Source organism: Catenulispora acidiphila DSM 44928, from assembly GCF_000024025.1.
In the GTDB taxonomy this organism is placed as follows: domain Bacteria; phylum Actinomycetota; class Actinomycetes; order Streptomycetales; family Catenulisporaceae; genus Catenulispora; species Catenulispora acidiphila.
This window is the reverse complement of the sequence record NC_013131.1, coordinates 6,174,435-6,190,451: the sequence shown is the minus strand read 5'-3', so window position 1 is coordinate 6,190,451 and position 16,017 is coordinate 6,174,435. Positions and strand designations below refer to the sequence as shown.

13 protein-coding genes are annotated in these 16,017 nt (G+C 69.8%); 4 read left to right on the top strand and 9 right to left on the bottom strand.

Annotated elements, in window-relative coordinates:
• The first annotated feature begins 150 nt into the window (after window positions 1-150).
• Window positions 151-1,920: an N-acetylmuramoyl-L-alanine amidase gene (locus CACI_RS46080; protein ID WP_015793956.1), complete on the top strand. Its 1,770-nt coding sequence runs from the start codon at window positions 151-153 to the stop codon at window positions 1,918-1,920.
• 49 nt (window positions 1,921-1,969) lie between these two features.
• Here CACI_RS46080 and CACI_RS26550 read toward each other — a convergent pair whose 3' ends face one another.
• The 3 genes from CACI_RS26550 to CACI_RS26540 form a co-directional block, all read right to left on the bottom strand.
• On the bottom strand, window positions 1,970-2,323 hold the full coding sequence (locus tag CACI_RS26550; RefSeq protein ID WP_041540472.1) for a DUF2178 domain-containing protein: 354 nt from the start codon (window positions 2,321-2,323) through the stop codon (window positions 1,970-1,972).
• Window positions 2,324-2,426: 103 nt separating this feature from the next.
• A complete protein-coding gene (locus CACI_RS26545; protein WP_015793954.1) occupies window positions 2,427-2,624 on the bottom strand; it encodes a helix-turn-helix transcriptional regulator in 198 nt (65 codons plus the stop codon).
• A 412-nt stretch (window positions 2,625-3,036) separates the two neighbouring features.
• A complete protein-coding gene (locus CACI_RS26540) occupies window positions 3,037-3,444 on the bottom strand; it encodes a hypothetical protein (protein WP_143765404.1) in 408 nt (135 codons plus the stop codon).
• 61 nt (window positions 3,445-3,505) lie between these two features.
• On the opposite strand from CACI_RS26540, the gene CACI_RS46075 reads away from it, so the two are divergent.
• On the top strand, window positions 3,506-5,248 hold the full coding sequence (locus CACI_RS46075; RefSeq protein WP_143765403.1) for a hypothetical protein: 1,743 nt from the start codon (window positions 3,506-3,508) through the stop codon (window positions 5,246-5,248).
• Window positions 5,249-5,379: 131 nt separating this feature from the next.
• Window positions 5,380-8,889, top strand: a complete 3,510-nt coding sequence (gene metH, locus CACI_RS26530) for a methionine synthase (RefSeq protein WP_015793951.1) — start codon at window positions 5,380-5,382, stop codon at window positions 8,887-8,889.
• 9 nt (window positions 8,890-8,898) lie between these two features.
• Here the strand turns inward: metH and CACI_RS26525 are convergent, their stop codons facing one another.
• The gene (locus CACI_RS26525; RefSeq protein WP_015793950.1) at window positions 8,899-10,110 is read right to left on the bottom strand and encodes an MFS transporter; all 1,212 of its coding nucleotides are present in this window, start codon (window positions 10,108-10,110) and stop codon (window positions 8,899-8,901) included.
• A 150-nt stretch (window positions 10,111-10,260) separates the two neighbouring features.
• Here CACI_RS26525 and CACI_RS26520 point away from each other — a divergent pair, with 150 nt between their 5' ends.
• Entirely contained in the window at window positions 10,261-11,112 is an 852-nt protein-coding gene (locus CACI_RS26520) for an SAM-dependent methyltransferase (protein ID WP_015793949.1), read from the top strand.
• Between the two features lie 85 nt (window positions 11,113-11,197).
• Here CACI_RS26520 and CACI_RS26515 read toward each other — a convergent pair whose 3' ends face one another.
• The 5 genes from CACI_RS26515 to CACI_RS26495 are packed head-to-tail and all read right to left on the bottom strand — an operon-like array spanning window position 11,198 to window position 15,949.
• Window positions 11,198-12,319, bottom strand: a complete 1,122-nt coding sequence (locus tag CACI_RS26515; protein WP_015793948.1) for an acyl-CoA dehydrogenase family protein — start codon at window positions 12,317-12,319, stop codon at window positions 11,198-11,200.
• Between the two features lie 22 nt (window positions 12,320-12,341).
• Window positions 12,342-12,818 carry a hotdog family protein gene (locus CACI_RS26510; protein WP_015793947.1) on the bottom strand — a complete coding sequence of 159 codons (477 nt, stop codon included), beginning with the start codon at window positions 12,816-12,818 and terminating at the stop codon, window positions 12,342-12,344.
• Window positions 12,815-13,354 (bottom strand): FAS1-like dehydratase domain-containing protein, encoded by a 540-nt coding sequence (locus CACI_RS26505; protein WP_015793946.1) that lies wholly within the window; start codon window positions 13,352-13,354, stop codon window positions 12,815-12,817. Before CACI_RS26505 ends, CACI_RS26510 begins: the two co-directional genes overlap by 4 nt.
• Window positions 13,351-14,745 carry a CaiB/BaiF CoA transferase family protein gene (locus CACI_RS26500; protein ID WP_015793945.1) on the bottom strand — a complete coding sequence of 465 codons (1,395 nt, stop codon included), beginning with the start codon at window positions 14,743-14,745 and terminating at the stop codon, window positions 13,351-13,353. Before CACI_RS26500 ends, CACI_RS26505 begins: the two co-directional genes overlap by 4 nt.
• A 1-nt stretch (window position 14,746) precedes the next feature.
• On the bottom strand, window positions 14,747-15,949 hold the full coding sequence (locus CACI_RS26495; RefSeq protein ID WP_015793944.1) for an acyl-CoA dehydrogenase family protein: 1,203 nt from the start codon (window positions 15,947-15,949) through the stop codon (window positions 14,747-14,749).
• Window positions 15,950-16,017 lie beyond the last annotated feature (68 nt).

Sequence of the window (16,017 nt, the reverse complement as noted above, 5' to 3'; positions counted from 1 at the left end):
GGTTTCTTGTTGATTTTGCGTGACAAACGTCGCAGCCGGTCGCACCATGTCCGAGGAGTCCGTTCGGGCTCTGATACACCGGACCCCACAACCGGATGGTGATCGCGACAGATGAAGAGACGGGACAGAGGCAGAGCTCGTACAGCGCGCATGCGCATGGTCGGAGTGGTACTGGCCGCGGCCGCACTGCTCACCTACGGCCTGAGCGGTGCCCCGGCCCAGGCCGGTACCTCCAGCGGGAACGTCACCGCGGCGTTCGCGGACGCCGCCCACACCTACGGCGTGCCGCAGCAAGTCCTGGAATCGGTCTGCTACCTGGAGGGCAGGCTCGGCGCGCACGGCGGGCAGGCCAGCGTGGACGGCGGCTACGGCTGCATGAACCTGGTGAAGAGCGACAAGGCCGACACGCTCGACCAGGCCGCCAAGCTCACTGGACTGAGCGTCAGCGCCCTGCAACACGACACCGCGGCGAACATCCGCGGCGGTGCGGCGGTGCTCCGTGCCGAGGCGCTGTCCTTGGCGCCGAAACTGCCGACCTCACTGGCCGGCTGGTACGCGCCGATCGCCGCCTACAGCCACGCTTCCTCGCGGTCGGTGGCCGGGATGTACGCCGACGCCGCGTACAAGCTGATCGCCGGCGGCTTCACCGGGATCGCGGACGACGGCTCCCAGATAACCCTGGCGCCGCAGGCCGTGACACCGGACACGTCCACGCTCGGCTCGGTGCCGCTGGCTCCCGGTGCGCTGCCCGGCGGATGCGTGAAGGACAGCAAGGTCGACTACCCGTCGGCGATCGACTGCGTGGTCCCGACTTCCTACGACTGCAACGTGGTCAGCGGGCCGTGCACGTATGAGAGCTCGAACCGTCCGACGAGCTATGCCGTCTACGACGTGACCATCCACGACATCGAGGGCACCGCGCAGGATGCCCTGACCACCTTCCAGGACATCAGCAAGGGTGTCAGCGTCCACTACGTCATCGACAGCGACGGCACGGTCTACCAGGTGGTCAGAGAGAAGGACATCGCGTACCACGCGGGGAACTTCTACTACAACGAGCACGCGGTCGGGATCGAGCACGCAGGCATCGACGCCACCGGCTACCAGTGGTACAACGCCACCGAATACCTGGCCTCGGCCAAGCTGGTCGCCTACCTGGCGAACAAGTACAACATCCCGCTGGACCACGCCCACATCACCGCGCACGGCACCACCCCGGCGCCGACCACCGCCAGTTCGCCGAACCACGTCGACCCGGGCAAGTACTGGCTGTGGGACTACTACTTCGGGCTGATCCACTCCCTCGGAGTCCCGTACCCGACCGGGAACACCCCGGCCACCGGACTGTTCCGGGTGAACCCGAGCAGCGACCAGAAGCCGTTGGGCGCGGACGGGACCGAGACCGCGGCCAACAACAGCTTCTTCAAGCTCTATACCGGGCCGAGTACTAAGGACGCTGTCATTCCGGGAGCACCGGGCACCGATCCCAACGACGAGACCACGAACATCGAGACCCAGATGCCGTACTACTACCTCGCCTCCCAGCCGGACCAGGGCGGCAGCGGGATGACGATGTACCAGATCTGGTACGGCGAGAACGACCGGCTGTCCAACGCCACGCCGAGCCAGTACGCCGATGCGAAGAAGGCGTGGCTGGCGGTTCCGGCGGGGTCGGCGGTGCCCGTCCACTCCTATGTGGTGAGCCTGAAGCCGCCGACGGCGAACGGGACGATCGGCATCTACGGGCGTCCGACAACGAGTTCGTCGTACGTCATCGGCACCGCGCCGTCCGGCTCGCTGTGGGCCGCGCCGAAGTCGGTGTTCGAGGACGGCACGAAGAACCTGTGGTTCGGGATCGACTACAACCATCGCGAGGCGTGGGTGCCGAGTTCGGAGGTGACGGTCGTCGACTGGTACTGACGGAAGACGGCGCCGTGGCGTGGAACCGGGGGTTCCGCGCCACGGCGCCTCAGCCGCGCCGGGTCAGGACGACCGTCGAGAGCAGATAGGTACCGCCGAGGACCGCGCACAGGCCGGCCCAGGTCCCCGATTCGTGGCCGCGGATCAGCGCGACGATGTACCCGCCGACCAGCACGAGGGCCAGCACGTGCAGCGTGAGGGCGGACGCGCGCTGCTCGATCGAGCGGGCGCGCTCGTCGCCGGTCTCGCCGCGCAGCAGCGACACCGCCTCCGACCGGCGTGAGCCGATGACCAGCACGGCCGCGTAGCCGAGCATGATGAGCAGGCCGGAAACGGCCATCCCCACATTGTGGTGGCCCAGGTAGATCGCCAGGAACGCCGCGCCCAGCACGGCCGCCGTCACCGGCACGATCCACGATTGGCGCCGGGCGCCGCGCTGTCGGGCGCTGCTCGGTGCGCTCGCGATGCCAGCGTTTTCAGCGTCGCGAGCGCCCCCCGCGTTCCTGTCAGCATCCGTCGACATGGAACATCCCCTCCACTGTTGTGCCGAAATACCGTGCGATGCGGATCGCCAGGGGGAGCGAGGGATCGTAGCGGCTCTGCTCGATCGCGTTGACCGTCTGCCGCGAGACCCCGAGCGCTTCGCCCAGGTCCTGCTGCGACAGGCCCTTGCCCTGCCGCAGTGCCCGCATGTCGTTCCGCATGGATGGAAAGTACGCTTTACATCGAGCAGGTGTCAAGCATGCTTTACATCGCCCGGGGAAGATAGGATGCGCTACTGCTAGACGGTGTCGGCACTCGCCGCCGGAACGGTCGGAATGGGCCGTAACCAGCAGTGAGCCGATATCGGGAACGATGGACGGACCGACCGGTCGTCGACAGCCACCGGTCCGCCGGCTGCGCCCGCCACGATGTTTCGTGGCGGGCGCTTTCGTGGCATGGTGCTGCGGTAGCGCGGATCCCTGTTACGTGGCGGCGGCCGGCGCGATGCCGGCGACCATCGTGCGCGCCAGGGCGGTGCAGGTCGAGTACCGCCCGACACCAGCACTCCTCACCCCCAGCGAGCTGAGGAGTACTCAGATTCGCCCAGACAGGGCAAGATGCCCTGGTGGCAGATCAGGCGTCCGTGACGTTGCCGGGCGGGCCGACGGAGACGGCATCGGCGGTGGCGACCACGGCGATCGCGGCGATCGCGACCACCGCGTCGACTGGCCAGACCGGATCGGCCGCGCCGACGGGATTGGCCTCCCGCGCAGCACCGAGCATGCCGACCGCGCCGACGACTACCACTGCTACCACCGCGATGACTGCGCTGACCGAGTTGACTGGATCCATCTCGGACACCGCGCTGGCCGCACCGACCTCGCCGACCGTGCTGGCCGCGCCGATCTCGCTCACGGTGCCGACTGGATCGACCTCGCTCACTGTGCCAGCTGCGCCGACCGCACTGGCTGTACCGATCACGCCGCCTGTGCTGGCCGCGCCGATCTCGCTCGCGGTCCCGACCGGGTCGACCTCGCTCACAGTGCCAGCTGCGCCGACCACGCCGGCTGCACCGCCTTCGCCAACCTGGCCGACCGACAGCGTGCGCCTCCGTGAAGCCTCCCTCGACGCGGTCCCTGGCCCGGTTGCCGTGCTGCGGTTGCTGGGTTCGGCGCGTCCGGCTGATGTGGCGCCCGCTCTTGCCGCCCTCACTCCTGACCAGCTCGCCGAGGCTGTTGCGACTGCCGCGCTGCCGCTGGCGCCGGCGGTCGTCGCGTACGTCTCGAGGTGCGGTCCGGCGGCGGTGCGGCGGATGCTTGCGCGGCGGTTGGTGCAGCAGCCTGAGCATGTGGCGCCGCGTCCGCTTGGGCTTGAGGCGTATGTCCGGGTGCTGGTCGAGGAGGCTCCGGTCGATGCCGACCTCGGTGCCGCCGTCACACGCCTGCGGGCGCTCGCGCTCGAGGCGTTGTGTGCTGGATCCCTGAGTGCTGAGCAGGTTCTTGATCACACGCGGCCGGCGGCGTTGGCTCTGGCGCTGGCTGTGTGCACGCCCGCCGAGTATGCGCGGCCGTGGTTCCGCCGGGCGACGGGCGATGTCAGGGTGCTGCTCGCGCGTCGTTTGGCCGAGGAGCTGGGCGAGGATCATGTGCGCTGGGCCGCCGCGATCGACCTCAGTGGCAGCTTCGCCGGGTCGGTCGGCGAGCTTCTGCACTCTGATGAGGCGCCTGGCAGCGTGCATCGATTCCTGCATCCGCACCGTTCCAGCCACGCCACGCAGAACCTGCTGCTGGCCCTCGCTCCGCGCGATGTCGCAGCCCGCTACCTTGCCGGCTTGGTGGAAACGCGGCGTCCGAACGTCGTTGCCTACAAAATGGACTGGATGTTGCGCAGCGGTCCGCTGAGCAGGCCGTTGGTCGCGCGCGGCGTCGGCGGCAGTGTCGGCGGGCAGCGTGAATTGCTGGGCAACGACCTGTGTCCGGACTTCGTCTTGGAGCAGGTCCACGGCGGTTATGCCCGGCATGTCATGTACCGCGAGATCATTCCGCCGAAAGTCCTGAAGCGCGCCTTCCGCGCCTACGCCGCCTCCGAGCCGGCGCACGAGGTGCGCGCGTGGGCCGTCAGCCTGCTCGGCGAGCGCACCGACCGGCTCATGGACCTTGCCTGGTCGCTCACCGACGCCCCGACGCTGCTGCACCGGCTGGTCGCCGCGGTGCTGGACCGGGCCGATCCGGCCACGCTGACCTGCCTCTACGGCGCCCTCGCCGAGGCCGCCGGGCCGGAACCGGTCTGGGCGCTGGACCTGGAACGCGCCGGAAGCCTGGACGCCGTGCAGCCCGCCGTCCGCGCGTCCATGGCCGCCGGAAGCGCCGAGCCGCTGGTCGAGGCGGCCAAGCGGATACCGCGCCGGCACTGGCTCGACGTCCTGGACGAGGAAGCGTTCGGCGGCCAGATGCTCCGTGACGAAGCCGAACTCGACCGCACCGGCCACTTCCCGCTCGAAGCCCTGGTCGCCGCGCGTCTGGACGGCCGACCCGAGCGCTGGGCCGAGGTCGCGCGGCAGGTCGCCGGCGGTCGGATGCCGGTCGAGGCGGTGGTCGAGGGGGTGGTCGCAGCGGCCATCGAGGAGATCGGCGAGTCTGCGGCCAAGACAGCACCAGAGACACCAACCGAGGCAGCACCAGAGACAACAGCCGAGGCAGCACCACAGACACCAGCCGAGGCAGCACCACAGACACCAGCCAACGCGGCACCACAGACACCAACCAAGCCAGCACCCCAGCCACCAGCCGCGTCCCCGATCGCCGCCCCGCCGGCCCACGCTGCGCCGTCAGCCTCCACCACCTGACAACCCCGCCAGGGCGCCGCCGAACCCGCGCCGCTCCAGCAAGTGGACACGCCCTGTCCGGGGAGTGCTCCCGGACTAGACTCGTGTCCGTTGGTCACGTAAGAGCAGCCGCTCACCCCGGAGGAATCCCCATGGCCTCGACCGCCGCCCCTTCCGCGCACGCCGGAAACGCCCGGATCGCCGCACTCCGCGAAGCACTCCGGACCAGGGTGGTGGTCGCCGACGGAGCCATGGGCACCATGCTGCAGGCGCAGAATCCCACGCTGGACGACTTCCAGGGCCACGAGGGCTGCAACGAGATCCTGAACATCTCCCGCCCCGACATCGTGCAGACCGTCCACGAGGAGTACTTCCGCGCCGGCGTGGACTGCGTGGAGACCAACACCTTCGGCGCGAACCACACCAACCTCGGCGACTACGACATCTCCGACCGCGTCTTCGAGCTCTCCGAAGCCGGCGCCCGGCTGGCCCGCGAGGTCGCCGACGGCTTCGCCACCGCCGACAAGCCGCGCTGGGTGATCGGCTCCATCGGTCCGGGGACCAAGCTGCCGTCGCTGGGCCAGATCGGCTACGCCACCCTGCGCGACGCCTACCAGGCCGAGGCCGCCGGGCTGATCGCCGGCGGCGCGGACGCCCTGCTGGTGGAGACCAGCCAGGACCTGCTGCAGATCAAGGCCTCGGTGCTGGGGGCGAAGGCCGCGGCGCGCGCCGCCGGGATCGACGTCCCGGTCTGGGCCTCGGCGGCGTTCGAGACCACCGGCACGATGCTGCTGGGCACCGAGGTCGGCGCGGCGCTGACCGCGCTGGAGTCCCTGGGCATCGAGCGCATCGGACTGAACTGCTCCACCGGCCCGGCCGAGATGAGCGAGCACCTGCGCTACCTGGCCAAGCACTCCACCATCGGGCTCTCCTGCATGCCCAACGCCGGACTTCCGGTGCTGACCTCCGACGGCGCGCACTATCCGCTGAGCCCGGAGGAGCTCGTGGACTGGCACGCGCGGTTCGTCGACCAGTTCGGCATCGCGCTCATCGGCGGCTGCTGCGGCACCACCCCGGAGCACCTGCGGCAGTTGGTGGAGAGCCTCGGCGGCCGGGAGGTGCCGCAGCGCGATCCCAAGCGCGAGCCCGGGGCGTCCTCGCTGTATCAGCACGTGCCGTTCCGGCAGGACATCAGCTATCTGGCGATCGGCGAGCGCGCGAACACCAACGGCTCCAAGGCGTTCCGCGAGGCGCTGCTGGCCGAGAACTGGGACGCGTGCGTGGAGATCGCCCGCAACCAGATCCGCGACGGCGCGCACATGCTCGACCTGTGCGTGGACTACGTCGGCCGCGACGGCGTCCGGGACATGCAGCAGGTCGCCAGCCGCTTCGCGACCGCCTCCACGCTGCCGATCGTGCTGGACTCCACCGAGCCGCAGGTGCTGCAGGCCGGGCTGGAGACGCTCGGCGGGCGCGCCGTGATCAACTCGGTGAACTACGAGGACGGCGACGGACCGACCTCGCGCTTCGCCCGCATCATGGAGCTGGTGTCCGCGCACGGCGCCGGCGTCATCGCCCTGACCATCGACGAGCAGGGCCAGGCGCGCACCGCCGAGCACAAGGTGGCGATCGCCGAGCGGCTGATCGAGGACATCACCGGCAACTGGGGCGTCCCGGAGGACTCGATCCTCGTGGACTGTCTGACCTTCACCATCTGTACCGGGCAGGAGGAGTCGCGCCGCGACGGCCTGGAGACCATCGAGGGCATCCGGGAGCTGAAGCGCCGGCACCCGGACGTGCAGACCACGCTGGGCCTGTCGAACATCTCCTTCGGCCTGAACCCCGCCGCGCGCCAGGTCCTGAACTCGGTGTTCCTGCACGAGTGCGTCGAGGCCGGACTGGACTCGGCGATCGTCCACGCCTCCAAGATCCTGCCGATCGCCCGCATCCCGGAGGAGCAGCGCAAGACCGCCCTGGACCTGGTCTACGACCGCCGCGCCGAGGGCTACGACCCGCTGACCCGGCTGCTGGAGCTGTTCGAGGGCGTGGACGCGGCCTCCCTGAAGGCCTCGCGCGCCGACGAGCTGGCCGCGCTGCCGCTGAACGAGCGCCTCAAGCGCCGCATCATCGACGGCGAGCGCAAGGGTCTGGAGGCCGACCTGGACGAGGCGCTCGGCGAGCGTCCGGCGCTGGAGATCGTCAACGAGGTGCTGCTGGACGGCATGAAGACGGTCGGCGAGCTGTTCGGCTCCGGGGAGATGCAGCTGCCGTTCGTGCTGCAGAGCGCGGAGACCATGAAGACCGCGGTGGCGCACCTGGAGCCGCACATGGAGAAGTCGGACTCCACCGGCAAGGGCACGATCGTGCTCGCCACGGTGAAGGGCGACGTCCACGACATCGGCAAGAACCTGGTCGACATCATCTTGTCGAACAACGGCTACAACGTGGTCAACCTCGGCATCAAGCAGCCGCTGCAGACCATCCTGGACGCCGCCGAGGAGCACGCCGCCGACGCCATCGGGATGTCCGGGCTGCTGGTGAAGTCCACGGTGGTGATGAAGGAGAACCTCGAGGAGATGAACACCCGCGGGGTGGCGGACCGCTGGCCGGTGCTGCTCGGCGGCGCCGCGCTCACCCGCGCCTACGTCGAGCAGGATCTCGCCGAGCTGTACGACGGCGAGGTCCGCTACGCCCGCGACGCGTTCGAGGGACTGAACCTGATGGACGCGGTCGCGGCGGTGAAGGCCGGCGTGCCGGGGGCGTCCCTGCCCGCGCTGCGTCCGCGCCGGGTGAAGGCCTCCGGGCCGCTGCGCGAGATCCCGGACGAGCCGATCCCGGCGCGCTCCGACGTCGCGCTGGACAACCCGATCCCCGCGCCGCCGTTCTGGGGCGACCGCATGGTGAAGGGCATCCGGCTGGCGGAGTACGCGCCCTACCTCGACGAGCGCGCGCTGTTCCTCGGACAGTGGGGACTCAAGCCCGGGCGCGGCTCGGGCGGGCGTTCCTATGAGGAACTAGTCGAGACCGAGGGACGCCCGCGCCTGCGGATGTGGCTGGAGCGTCTGCAGACTGAGAACCTGCTGGACGCGGCGGTGGTCTACGGCTACTTCCCGGCGGTGAGCAAGGGCGACAGCCTGCTGATCCTGGACGAGAGCGGGGAGCAGCGGACCAGCTTCACGTTCCCGCGTCAGCGGCGTGACCGTCACCTGTGCCTGTCGGACTTCTGGCGTCCGCAGGAGAGCGGGGAAGTGGACGTCGCGCCGTTCCAGCTGGTGACGGTCGGCGCGCGGATCGCCGAGGCGACCGGGGAGCTGTTCGCCGCGAACTCCTACCGCGAATACATGGAGCTGCACGGCTTGTCGGTGCAGCTGGCCGAGGCGCTGGCTGAGTACTGGCACGCGCGGGTCCGCGACGAGCTCGGCTACGCCGCGGAGGACCCGGAGTCCACGGAGGGTCTGTTCAAGGTGGAGTACCGGGGATGCCGGTACTCCTTCGGATATCCCGCGTGCCCGGACCTGGAGGACCGGACGAAGATCGTGGAGCTGCTGAAGCCGGAGCGGATCAACGTGCAGCTGTCGGAGGAGTACCAGCTGCACCCGGAGCAGTCGACGGACGCGATCGTCGCGCACCACCCGGAGGCTTCGTACTTCAACGCGGGGTGAGGCGGCGGATCAGCCTTCGGTAGCCAGCGCCTCGGCCTCCACGGCCCGAGGCCCTGGCACGCCGTGCACTGCCGTCGGCGCGTTCCGTCCCAGCAGCCCGCCGCCGAGCGCGACCATCCCGGCGAGCACCGCGACCGCGCAGAACGCCACGCGCAGCGACGTCAGGTCCGCGATGCCGCCGATCATGCCCGGCGCCGCCATGCCCGCTCCGTAGGCGATGGTCGCGACGCCCGCGACGCCCATCGTCGGGCTCGGTCCGGCGTGTCCGGCGGCGGCGAAGGCCAGCGGCACCACGACCGACACCCCGACGCCGATCAGCATGAAGCCGATGACCGCCGGGACCGGTCCTTGCGCCACGACGACCAGCACGCCGCCGAGGGCGCCGAGGACTCCGCAGGCGCGCACCGTCGTCGTCGCGCCGAGACGCCCCACCACCGCGTCCCCGGACAGCCGTCCGGCGGCCATGGTGAAGGCGAACATGCCGGTGGTGAACGCCGCCTCGGCTTCGCCGCCGTGCAGCGCGCGGTGCATGTAGACCGACGACCAGTCCTGCGCCGCGACCTCGGCGTAGATCCCGCAGAAGCCGACCAGCCCGATGAGCAGGATCACGCCGCGCGGGATCACGAACAGCGGCACGGACTCCGAGTCGTCCTCGACCAGGCCCACGTCGGTCGCGCTGGTGTGGAAGCCCTGCGTGCCCCAGACCATCACGACCGACAGGATCGCCCCGGCGATGGCGAAGTGGACCCGGGCGTCGAGGTGCTCGCGGGCGGCCAGTGAGCCGAACAGCGCGGCGATCAGGACGCCGGTGCTCCAGCTGCCGTGCAGACCGGACATGATCGAGCGGCCCAGGCGCTTCTCGACCAGGATGCCCTGGGCGTTCATCGCCATGTCGGAGGTGCCTCCGGCCGCGCCGGCCAGCAGCGTGCAGCCCATCAGGGCCAGCAGGCTCGGCATCCACGGCGTCAGCACGTCGACCACGAGGAAGGCGGCGATCAGCACGCGCGCCGTCAGCCGGGTGCCGTAGCGGGCGACCGCGCGGCCGGCGAAGGGCATCGTGGTGATCGCCCCGATCGAGGACATGAGCAGCGCGATACCGAGTTTCCCCGCGGACAGGTGCAGGTGGTCGGAGATCCACGGCAGGCGCGAGGCGAACGTCCCGGAGACGGCGCCGTGCGTGGCGAACACCGTCGCGACGGACCGTCGTTCCTTCTCCCACATGTACTGACTCCGCCCCTGGCCTTGTCCACCCCTTGCCAGAAGAGATCTTATCGTTGGCTGAAGGCTTGTGGACCTGAGAAAAAGTATGGTTAAGCTGGGCTCTCTTCGAGCGCTGACAACCGACCGGGGCCCGGCCCGCCAGGAGGGTGCATGGCCGATCACGAGGGACTGGGCGGTCCGCTGCCGCCGCTGTTCGACGCCCCGCAGCCGCGGCGTCCGGCCGCGCTCGACACCGACTCCCCGCACGTCGCGAGGTTGTACGACTTCCTGCTCGGCGGCAAGGACCACTTCCGCGCCGACCGCGCAGCCGCCGAACTCCTGCTGCGCGCCAATCCGTACTTACGCGACACCTGCCGCGAACAGCGCGACTTCCTGCGCCGCGCCCTCGTGCGCCTGGCGACCGTCGGCGTGCGCCAGTTCGTCGACATCGGTACCGGCCTGCCCACGATGCCCTCCACACACCAGATCGTGCGCGGAGTCGAGGCGACAGCCCGGGTCGCCTACGTCGACAACGACCCCATCGTGCTGTCCCACGCACGGGTCCTGCTCACCGACGGCGGTCCCGGCACCGCATTCGTCGAGGGGGACCTGCGCGAACCCGAGGCACTCCTGCGCGACCCGGTCCTGACCGCACTGATCGACTTCAACGAACCGGTGGCCATGATCGCCACCGGCCTCCTGCACTTCCTGCTCGACCACGAACAACCCGCCAAGCATCTGCGCACCCTCATGGACGGCTGCCCCCCGGGCAGCTGTCTGGTCCTCACCCACGGCGCCACCGACCTCGCCGTCGAGCTGGCCCGCGCCACCGCCGCCGCCTTCCGCCAGTCGACGATCCCGTGCCAGGCACGCAGCCGCGACGAGGTCCTGGAGCTCCTGGGCGATTTGCAGCCGCTGGAACCGGGACTGGTGCCGATGGCGGCGTGGTGGAACGAAGGTCCGGTGACGAAGGCGGTGCGAGAGCGGCAGATCGCTTACGGGGTCGTGGCGCGGAAGAAGTAGAGGCGGGGGATCGGGCGAAATACGGCGGGGCTGGTTCGCGGTGGAGAAACTTACCTTGTTGTCGCCAGCCGCCTTTTAATCGCACTCAAGCCGCGTCCAGCACCTCGGCCGCGATCAGCTCCTCGAGGTAGCGCGCGTCCCACCAGGCCATCTGCCACTGCTTGGCGCGGCGGAAGTAGAGCTGGGTGTCGAACTCGACGGTGAAGCCGTTGCCGCCGAAGATCTGCTGCGCGGTCGCGGTCACGTCGCGGAAGGTGTCGGCGGCGAACAGTTTCGCCATCGGGGCGAGCTTTGCCGTGGGGCGGCCGGTGTCGCGGGCCCAGGCTGCTTCCCATACCAGGGTTTCGGCGCCGTCGACGGCGGTCACGGCGTCGGCGAGGTAGTGGGCGATCGCTTGGAAGGCGCCGAGTGGCTTGTCGAACTGGTGCCGGGTCAGGGCGTAGTCGACGGTGAACTCCAGGGTGCGGCGGGCTGCGCCGGAGGACTGGGCTGCTGCCAGGACGATCGCGTCGTGCATGACCGTGTCCCACAGCTGCCAGCCGCCACGGATGACTGCGTCCTCGGCGACGTACACGTCCTCGAGGTCGACTCGGTACTGCGTGTCGGAGGCGACGGTCAGTTGCTGCGTCAGCCGCACGCCCTCGGCTGCCGGATCCACCAGCAGGAACACCACCTCGTCAGCGGCTTCGTCGCGTGCCAGGACCAGGATCCGTTCTGCGCTGCGGGCATAGGGGACGTGGCGCTTGACGCCTGTCAGCCGATAGCCGCCGCCCTTGGCCGGGAGGGCTTTCGCTCTCACACCTTTGGGTCCGCAGCTCCGATCCGGCTCCAGCCATGCGATTGTGAAGATCCCGTCGCCGGAAGCGATTCGCGGCAGCCAGCGCTCCTGCTGCTCGGCGCTGCCCGCCATGGCCAGCACTTGTCCGGCGAGCACCGTGCTGGCGAAGTGCGGGGAGGGGACGAGTGCGCGGCCGAGTTCGGCGTACACCAGCGCCGCGTCCAGCAAGGTCATGTCGGTGCCGCCGTGGTCCTCCGGCAGGCGCATGCCGTGCAGTCCGAGCTGTGCGGCCTGCTTCCAGAAGTCCTCCGGGTAGCGCTCGGGGTCGTTCTCCAGGGCGCGCACGATGGTTGCCGGGACGTGCTTGGCGCACAGGTCGCGCACCGTGTCGCGCAGCAGGAGCTGCTCTTCGCTGAAGTCGAGGTCCATCCTCAGGGCCTTCTCTCGCTCGCTAGGGACGCCAGCGCTCGCCGCGCCGGGCCCACGGGTTGTCGTCGGGGGAGACCGGGACGGCGATGCGCGCCGAGCAGCCGGTCTTGGACTCCGCGCCGACCGCCAGGTCCAGATCGACCTCGATCCAGCCGCAGCCGGCCTCGTCCACGCGCACGCCGGTCACCGTGCCGGTGATCGCCATCGTGTCGCCGGGGAACACCGAGTCCGACATCCGGAAGCGCATGCGCCCGGGGCGTCCGTGCGGGCCGGTCCAGTCGGTGAGGTAGCGCTCGAACCACGCGGCCTGGTTCGGCGTGTTCAGGAAGATGTCCCGGACGCCGTTGCGGGTCACGGCGAAATCGTGGTCGTGGTGCATCGGCCGCCAGTCGCGGGTCGCCAGCGCGCCCAGGACGACCGTCGTCGCGGACACTTCGTAGCTCAGCACCGGCAGGGCGTCCCCGACGGCGACGTCTTCCAGCGTCAGCTGCGGTTTCATGCGCTCTGCTCCTGCCGGTTCTGCGCGTTCTGCCGGTTGTAGCCGAAGCCGGTGTAGGACTCGACCCCGCACAGCTCGCCGCGCACGTTGCGGTATTCGACGTCGATGGTCCAGAACCGCCCGCGCCCCAGCTTCGTGGTCTTGACGCCGCTCACCGAGCGCAGCCGCTGGCAGGTGGTCAGGACGTCTCCGGGCCGGACCGGCTCGTGGAACACCGTGGTGAACTCCGCGATGATCGCCTCGGGCAGGTCCAGCCGCTTCTTGAGGTCGAAGTGGACTTGGAGCGGCAGCTTCGGCTCGTCCTGCCCGGGCGTCCAGTGGTGCGGACGGAACCACGTCGACAGCATCGACGGCGGCGCGATCGGCCCGCCGGTGATCTCCGCGGCGGCGGTCTCGTCCCAGAACAGCGGATTGCCGTTCTCGACCGAGGCGCACGAGGTCCAGACGTAGCCGCGCTCCACGGGGAAGTCGGCGGCCTCCTCGTAGCAGGTGCGGTCGATCAGCGCCGTGACGTCGGCGGGCAGGTCGTCGGTCATGCCACGGTGCCTTCCTCCAGCAGTTCCTTGATCTCGGCCTCGGTGAATCCGGCTTCCAGCAGCAGTTGCGCGCTGTGGGTACCCGAAGGGAGCTGATAGGGCTGGTCGGAGCGGAGCATCCCGGCCAGCAGCGGCGCGCTCTGGCGCAGCTCGCCGTGCTCCGGATGCTGCGCCGCCACGAACGCATCGCGGGAGCGGTATTGAGCGTCCTCCGTCAGCTCGGCGACGCTGAGAACCGGCGCGACGCAGGTGTCCGCGCCGGACAGGATCGCGACCCACGCGTCGCGGTCCTTGGCAGCCAGAGAAGTCGCGATGTCCGCGCGGATCTGGTCCTGCACAACGTCATCGGTCTGATGCCCGGCCCACTTCTCCAGCCCGAGCAGCCGGCAGAAGTTCGCCCAGAACCTCGGCTCGATCGCCGCGACGGCGAGCCACCGGCCGTCGCCGGCCGCATAGGTGCCATAGCAGGCATAGCGACCGGAGGTCATCGAGTGCTGATATCCGGGCTCGCTGCCGGTAGCCAGATACTCGTCGACCGCCAGCGACATCAGCGACAGCACGCCGTCGGCAACCGAGACGTCAAGATACGCGCCCTCACCCTTCACCAGCGCGGCGAGGATCGCGATGACCGCGTGCATACCGCCGCCGGCACTGTCGGCCAGAGTCGCGCCGGGCAGCGCGGGATTGCCCCGCACGCCGGGCTCGCCGACAGCCAGATAACCGCCGACCGCGAGGTAATCCAGGTCGTGCCCAGCCCACTGCGCATGCGGACCAGACTGGCCGAACCCGGTCGTGGAGCAGTAGACGATCTTCGCATTGCGACCGCGCACCGCCTCATACCCGACCCCGAGGCGGTCGGTCACGCCAGGACGGAAGGACTCGATCACCACATCGGCGCGCTCAGCCATGCGCAGGAAGGCCTCCCGCCCCCGCTCGGCCTTCAGATCCAACAGGATCCGGCGCATGCCGCGATGCCCGCTGTAGGCGTGGAAGACCGGCGTGATCTGAATTGGTTCTTTGCCCCGAGAGGGCACGGCGCCGACGTTCACGACCGCGGCGCCGTAATCAGCCAGCCAACGCCCGGCGCGAGCCGCGGGACCCACGCTGGCGAGGTTGAGGACTTTGATGCCTGCGAGCAGGGGAGCTGCCGCGCCGCTGACTGCCGCGCCGTCGCCGACTGCCGCGCCGCTGACCGCCGAGCCGCTGACTGCTGCGCTGCCGACTGCCGCCGCTCCGCCGACTGCCCCGCTGCCGATCGCCGAGTCCCTGCCGATCGCCGCTCCGCCGACTGCCCCGCCGCCGATCGCCGTGCCGCTGCCGACTGCCGCCCGGCCGTCGACTGCCGCGCCGCGAGTTTCCCGACCGCCGCGCGGTTCTGTCGCGTCCGCCATCTCAGAAGTTCTTCGGCAGGCCCAGGCGCCGGCGCGCGATGATGTTCTTCTGCACCTCTGATGTTCCGCCGCCGATGGTGTCGAGGACCGTGTAGCGGTACGTCGACTCGGCGCGGCCGGCCATCGGTGCCTCCTCGGTGCCTACGCGGAGCTGGGAGCCCGGGGCGGCCAGGTCCATGGCGGCGTTGGCGACGCGTTGGGACAGCTCGGTGGCGTAGAGCTTGTACTCGCTGGCTTCGGTGGTCGGCGGTGGACCTGACTTCATTGAGGCCGCGACGACGCGCAGGCCCAGCAGGCGTGCCACCTCCGCCTCGGTGGCCAGGCGGGCGACGCGGCGGCGGGTGACCGGGTCCTGGCGGACTGGCTCGTCGTCGACCTCGGCGTTGCGCAGCCAGTTCACGAGCAGCTCGAAGCGCGCGGCGATCGGGGAGTAGGTGAACATGGTGAAGCGCTCGAGGTCCAGTGCCTCGGAGATGTACTGGAAGCCCTTGTTCAGCTCGCCGACGCGGTGGTCGTCGGGGACGAAGACGGCGTCGAAGAAGACTGAGTTGGTGCGCTCCTCGCCCATGGTCCAGATGCCCTGGACGGTGATGCCGGGGTGGTCCAGCGGGACCAGGAACAGCGTGATGCCGAAGTGCTTGCGCGCGGCGGGGTCGGTGCGGGCGCCGACCCAGTACCACTCGGCGAAGTGCGCCGAGGTGGTCCAGGTCTTCTGGCCGTCGAGCACCCAGCCCTCGACGCCGTCGCGGGTGGTGCGCACGGCCCTGAGCTTCATCGAGGCGGCGTCCGAGCCGGAGTCCGGTTCGCTGTAGCCGACCGCGAACTCCACCTCGTTGCGCAGGATCTTCGGGAGGAACTTCTGCTTCAGGAACGGCGAGCCGTGCGCCAGGATCGTCTTGCCGATGATGCCAACGCCCTTGCCGATCTGCGGGGCGCCGCGCCGGGCCAGCGCCTCGTTCAGCAGGTACTCGTAGACCCCGTCGCCCTCGGCGCCGCCCCACTCCTTGGGCCAGGTGATGCCGAGCCAGCCGCGCTCGCTCATCTTCTTCATGAACGCCCGGCGCGCCGGGGTGTCGACGATCTGCGCCATGTTCTCCCGGGTCACGTCGAAGACGCTGGTGTCCCCGGGGACCTGTTCGGTGTCGAGGAAGGTTTCGACGTCGGCGGCGAAGGCCCGCAGCTCGGGCGTGAAGTCGAAGTCCATAGTGCGGTGAACATATATCTGACGGCGTGTCAGATCAATACTCGCAGGCTTCGCGCGTATCCTGCCCA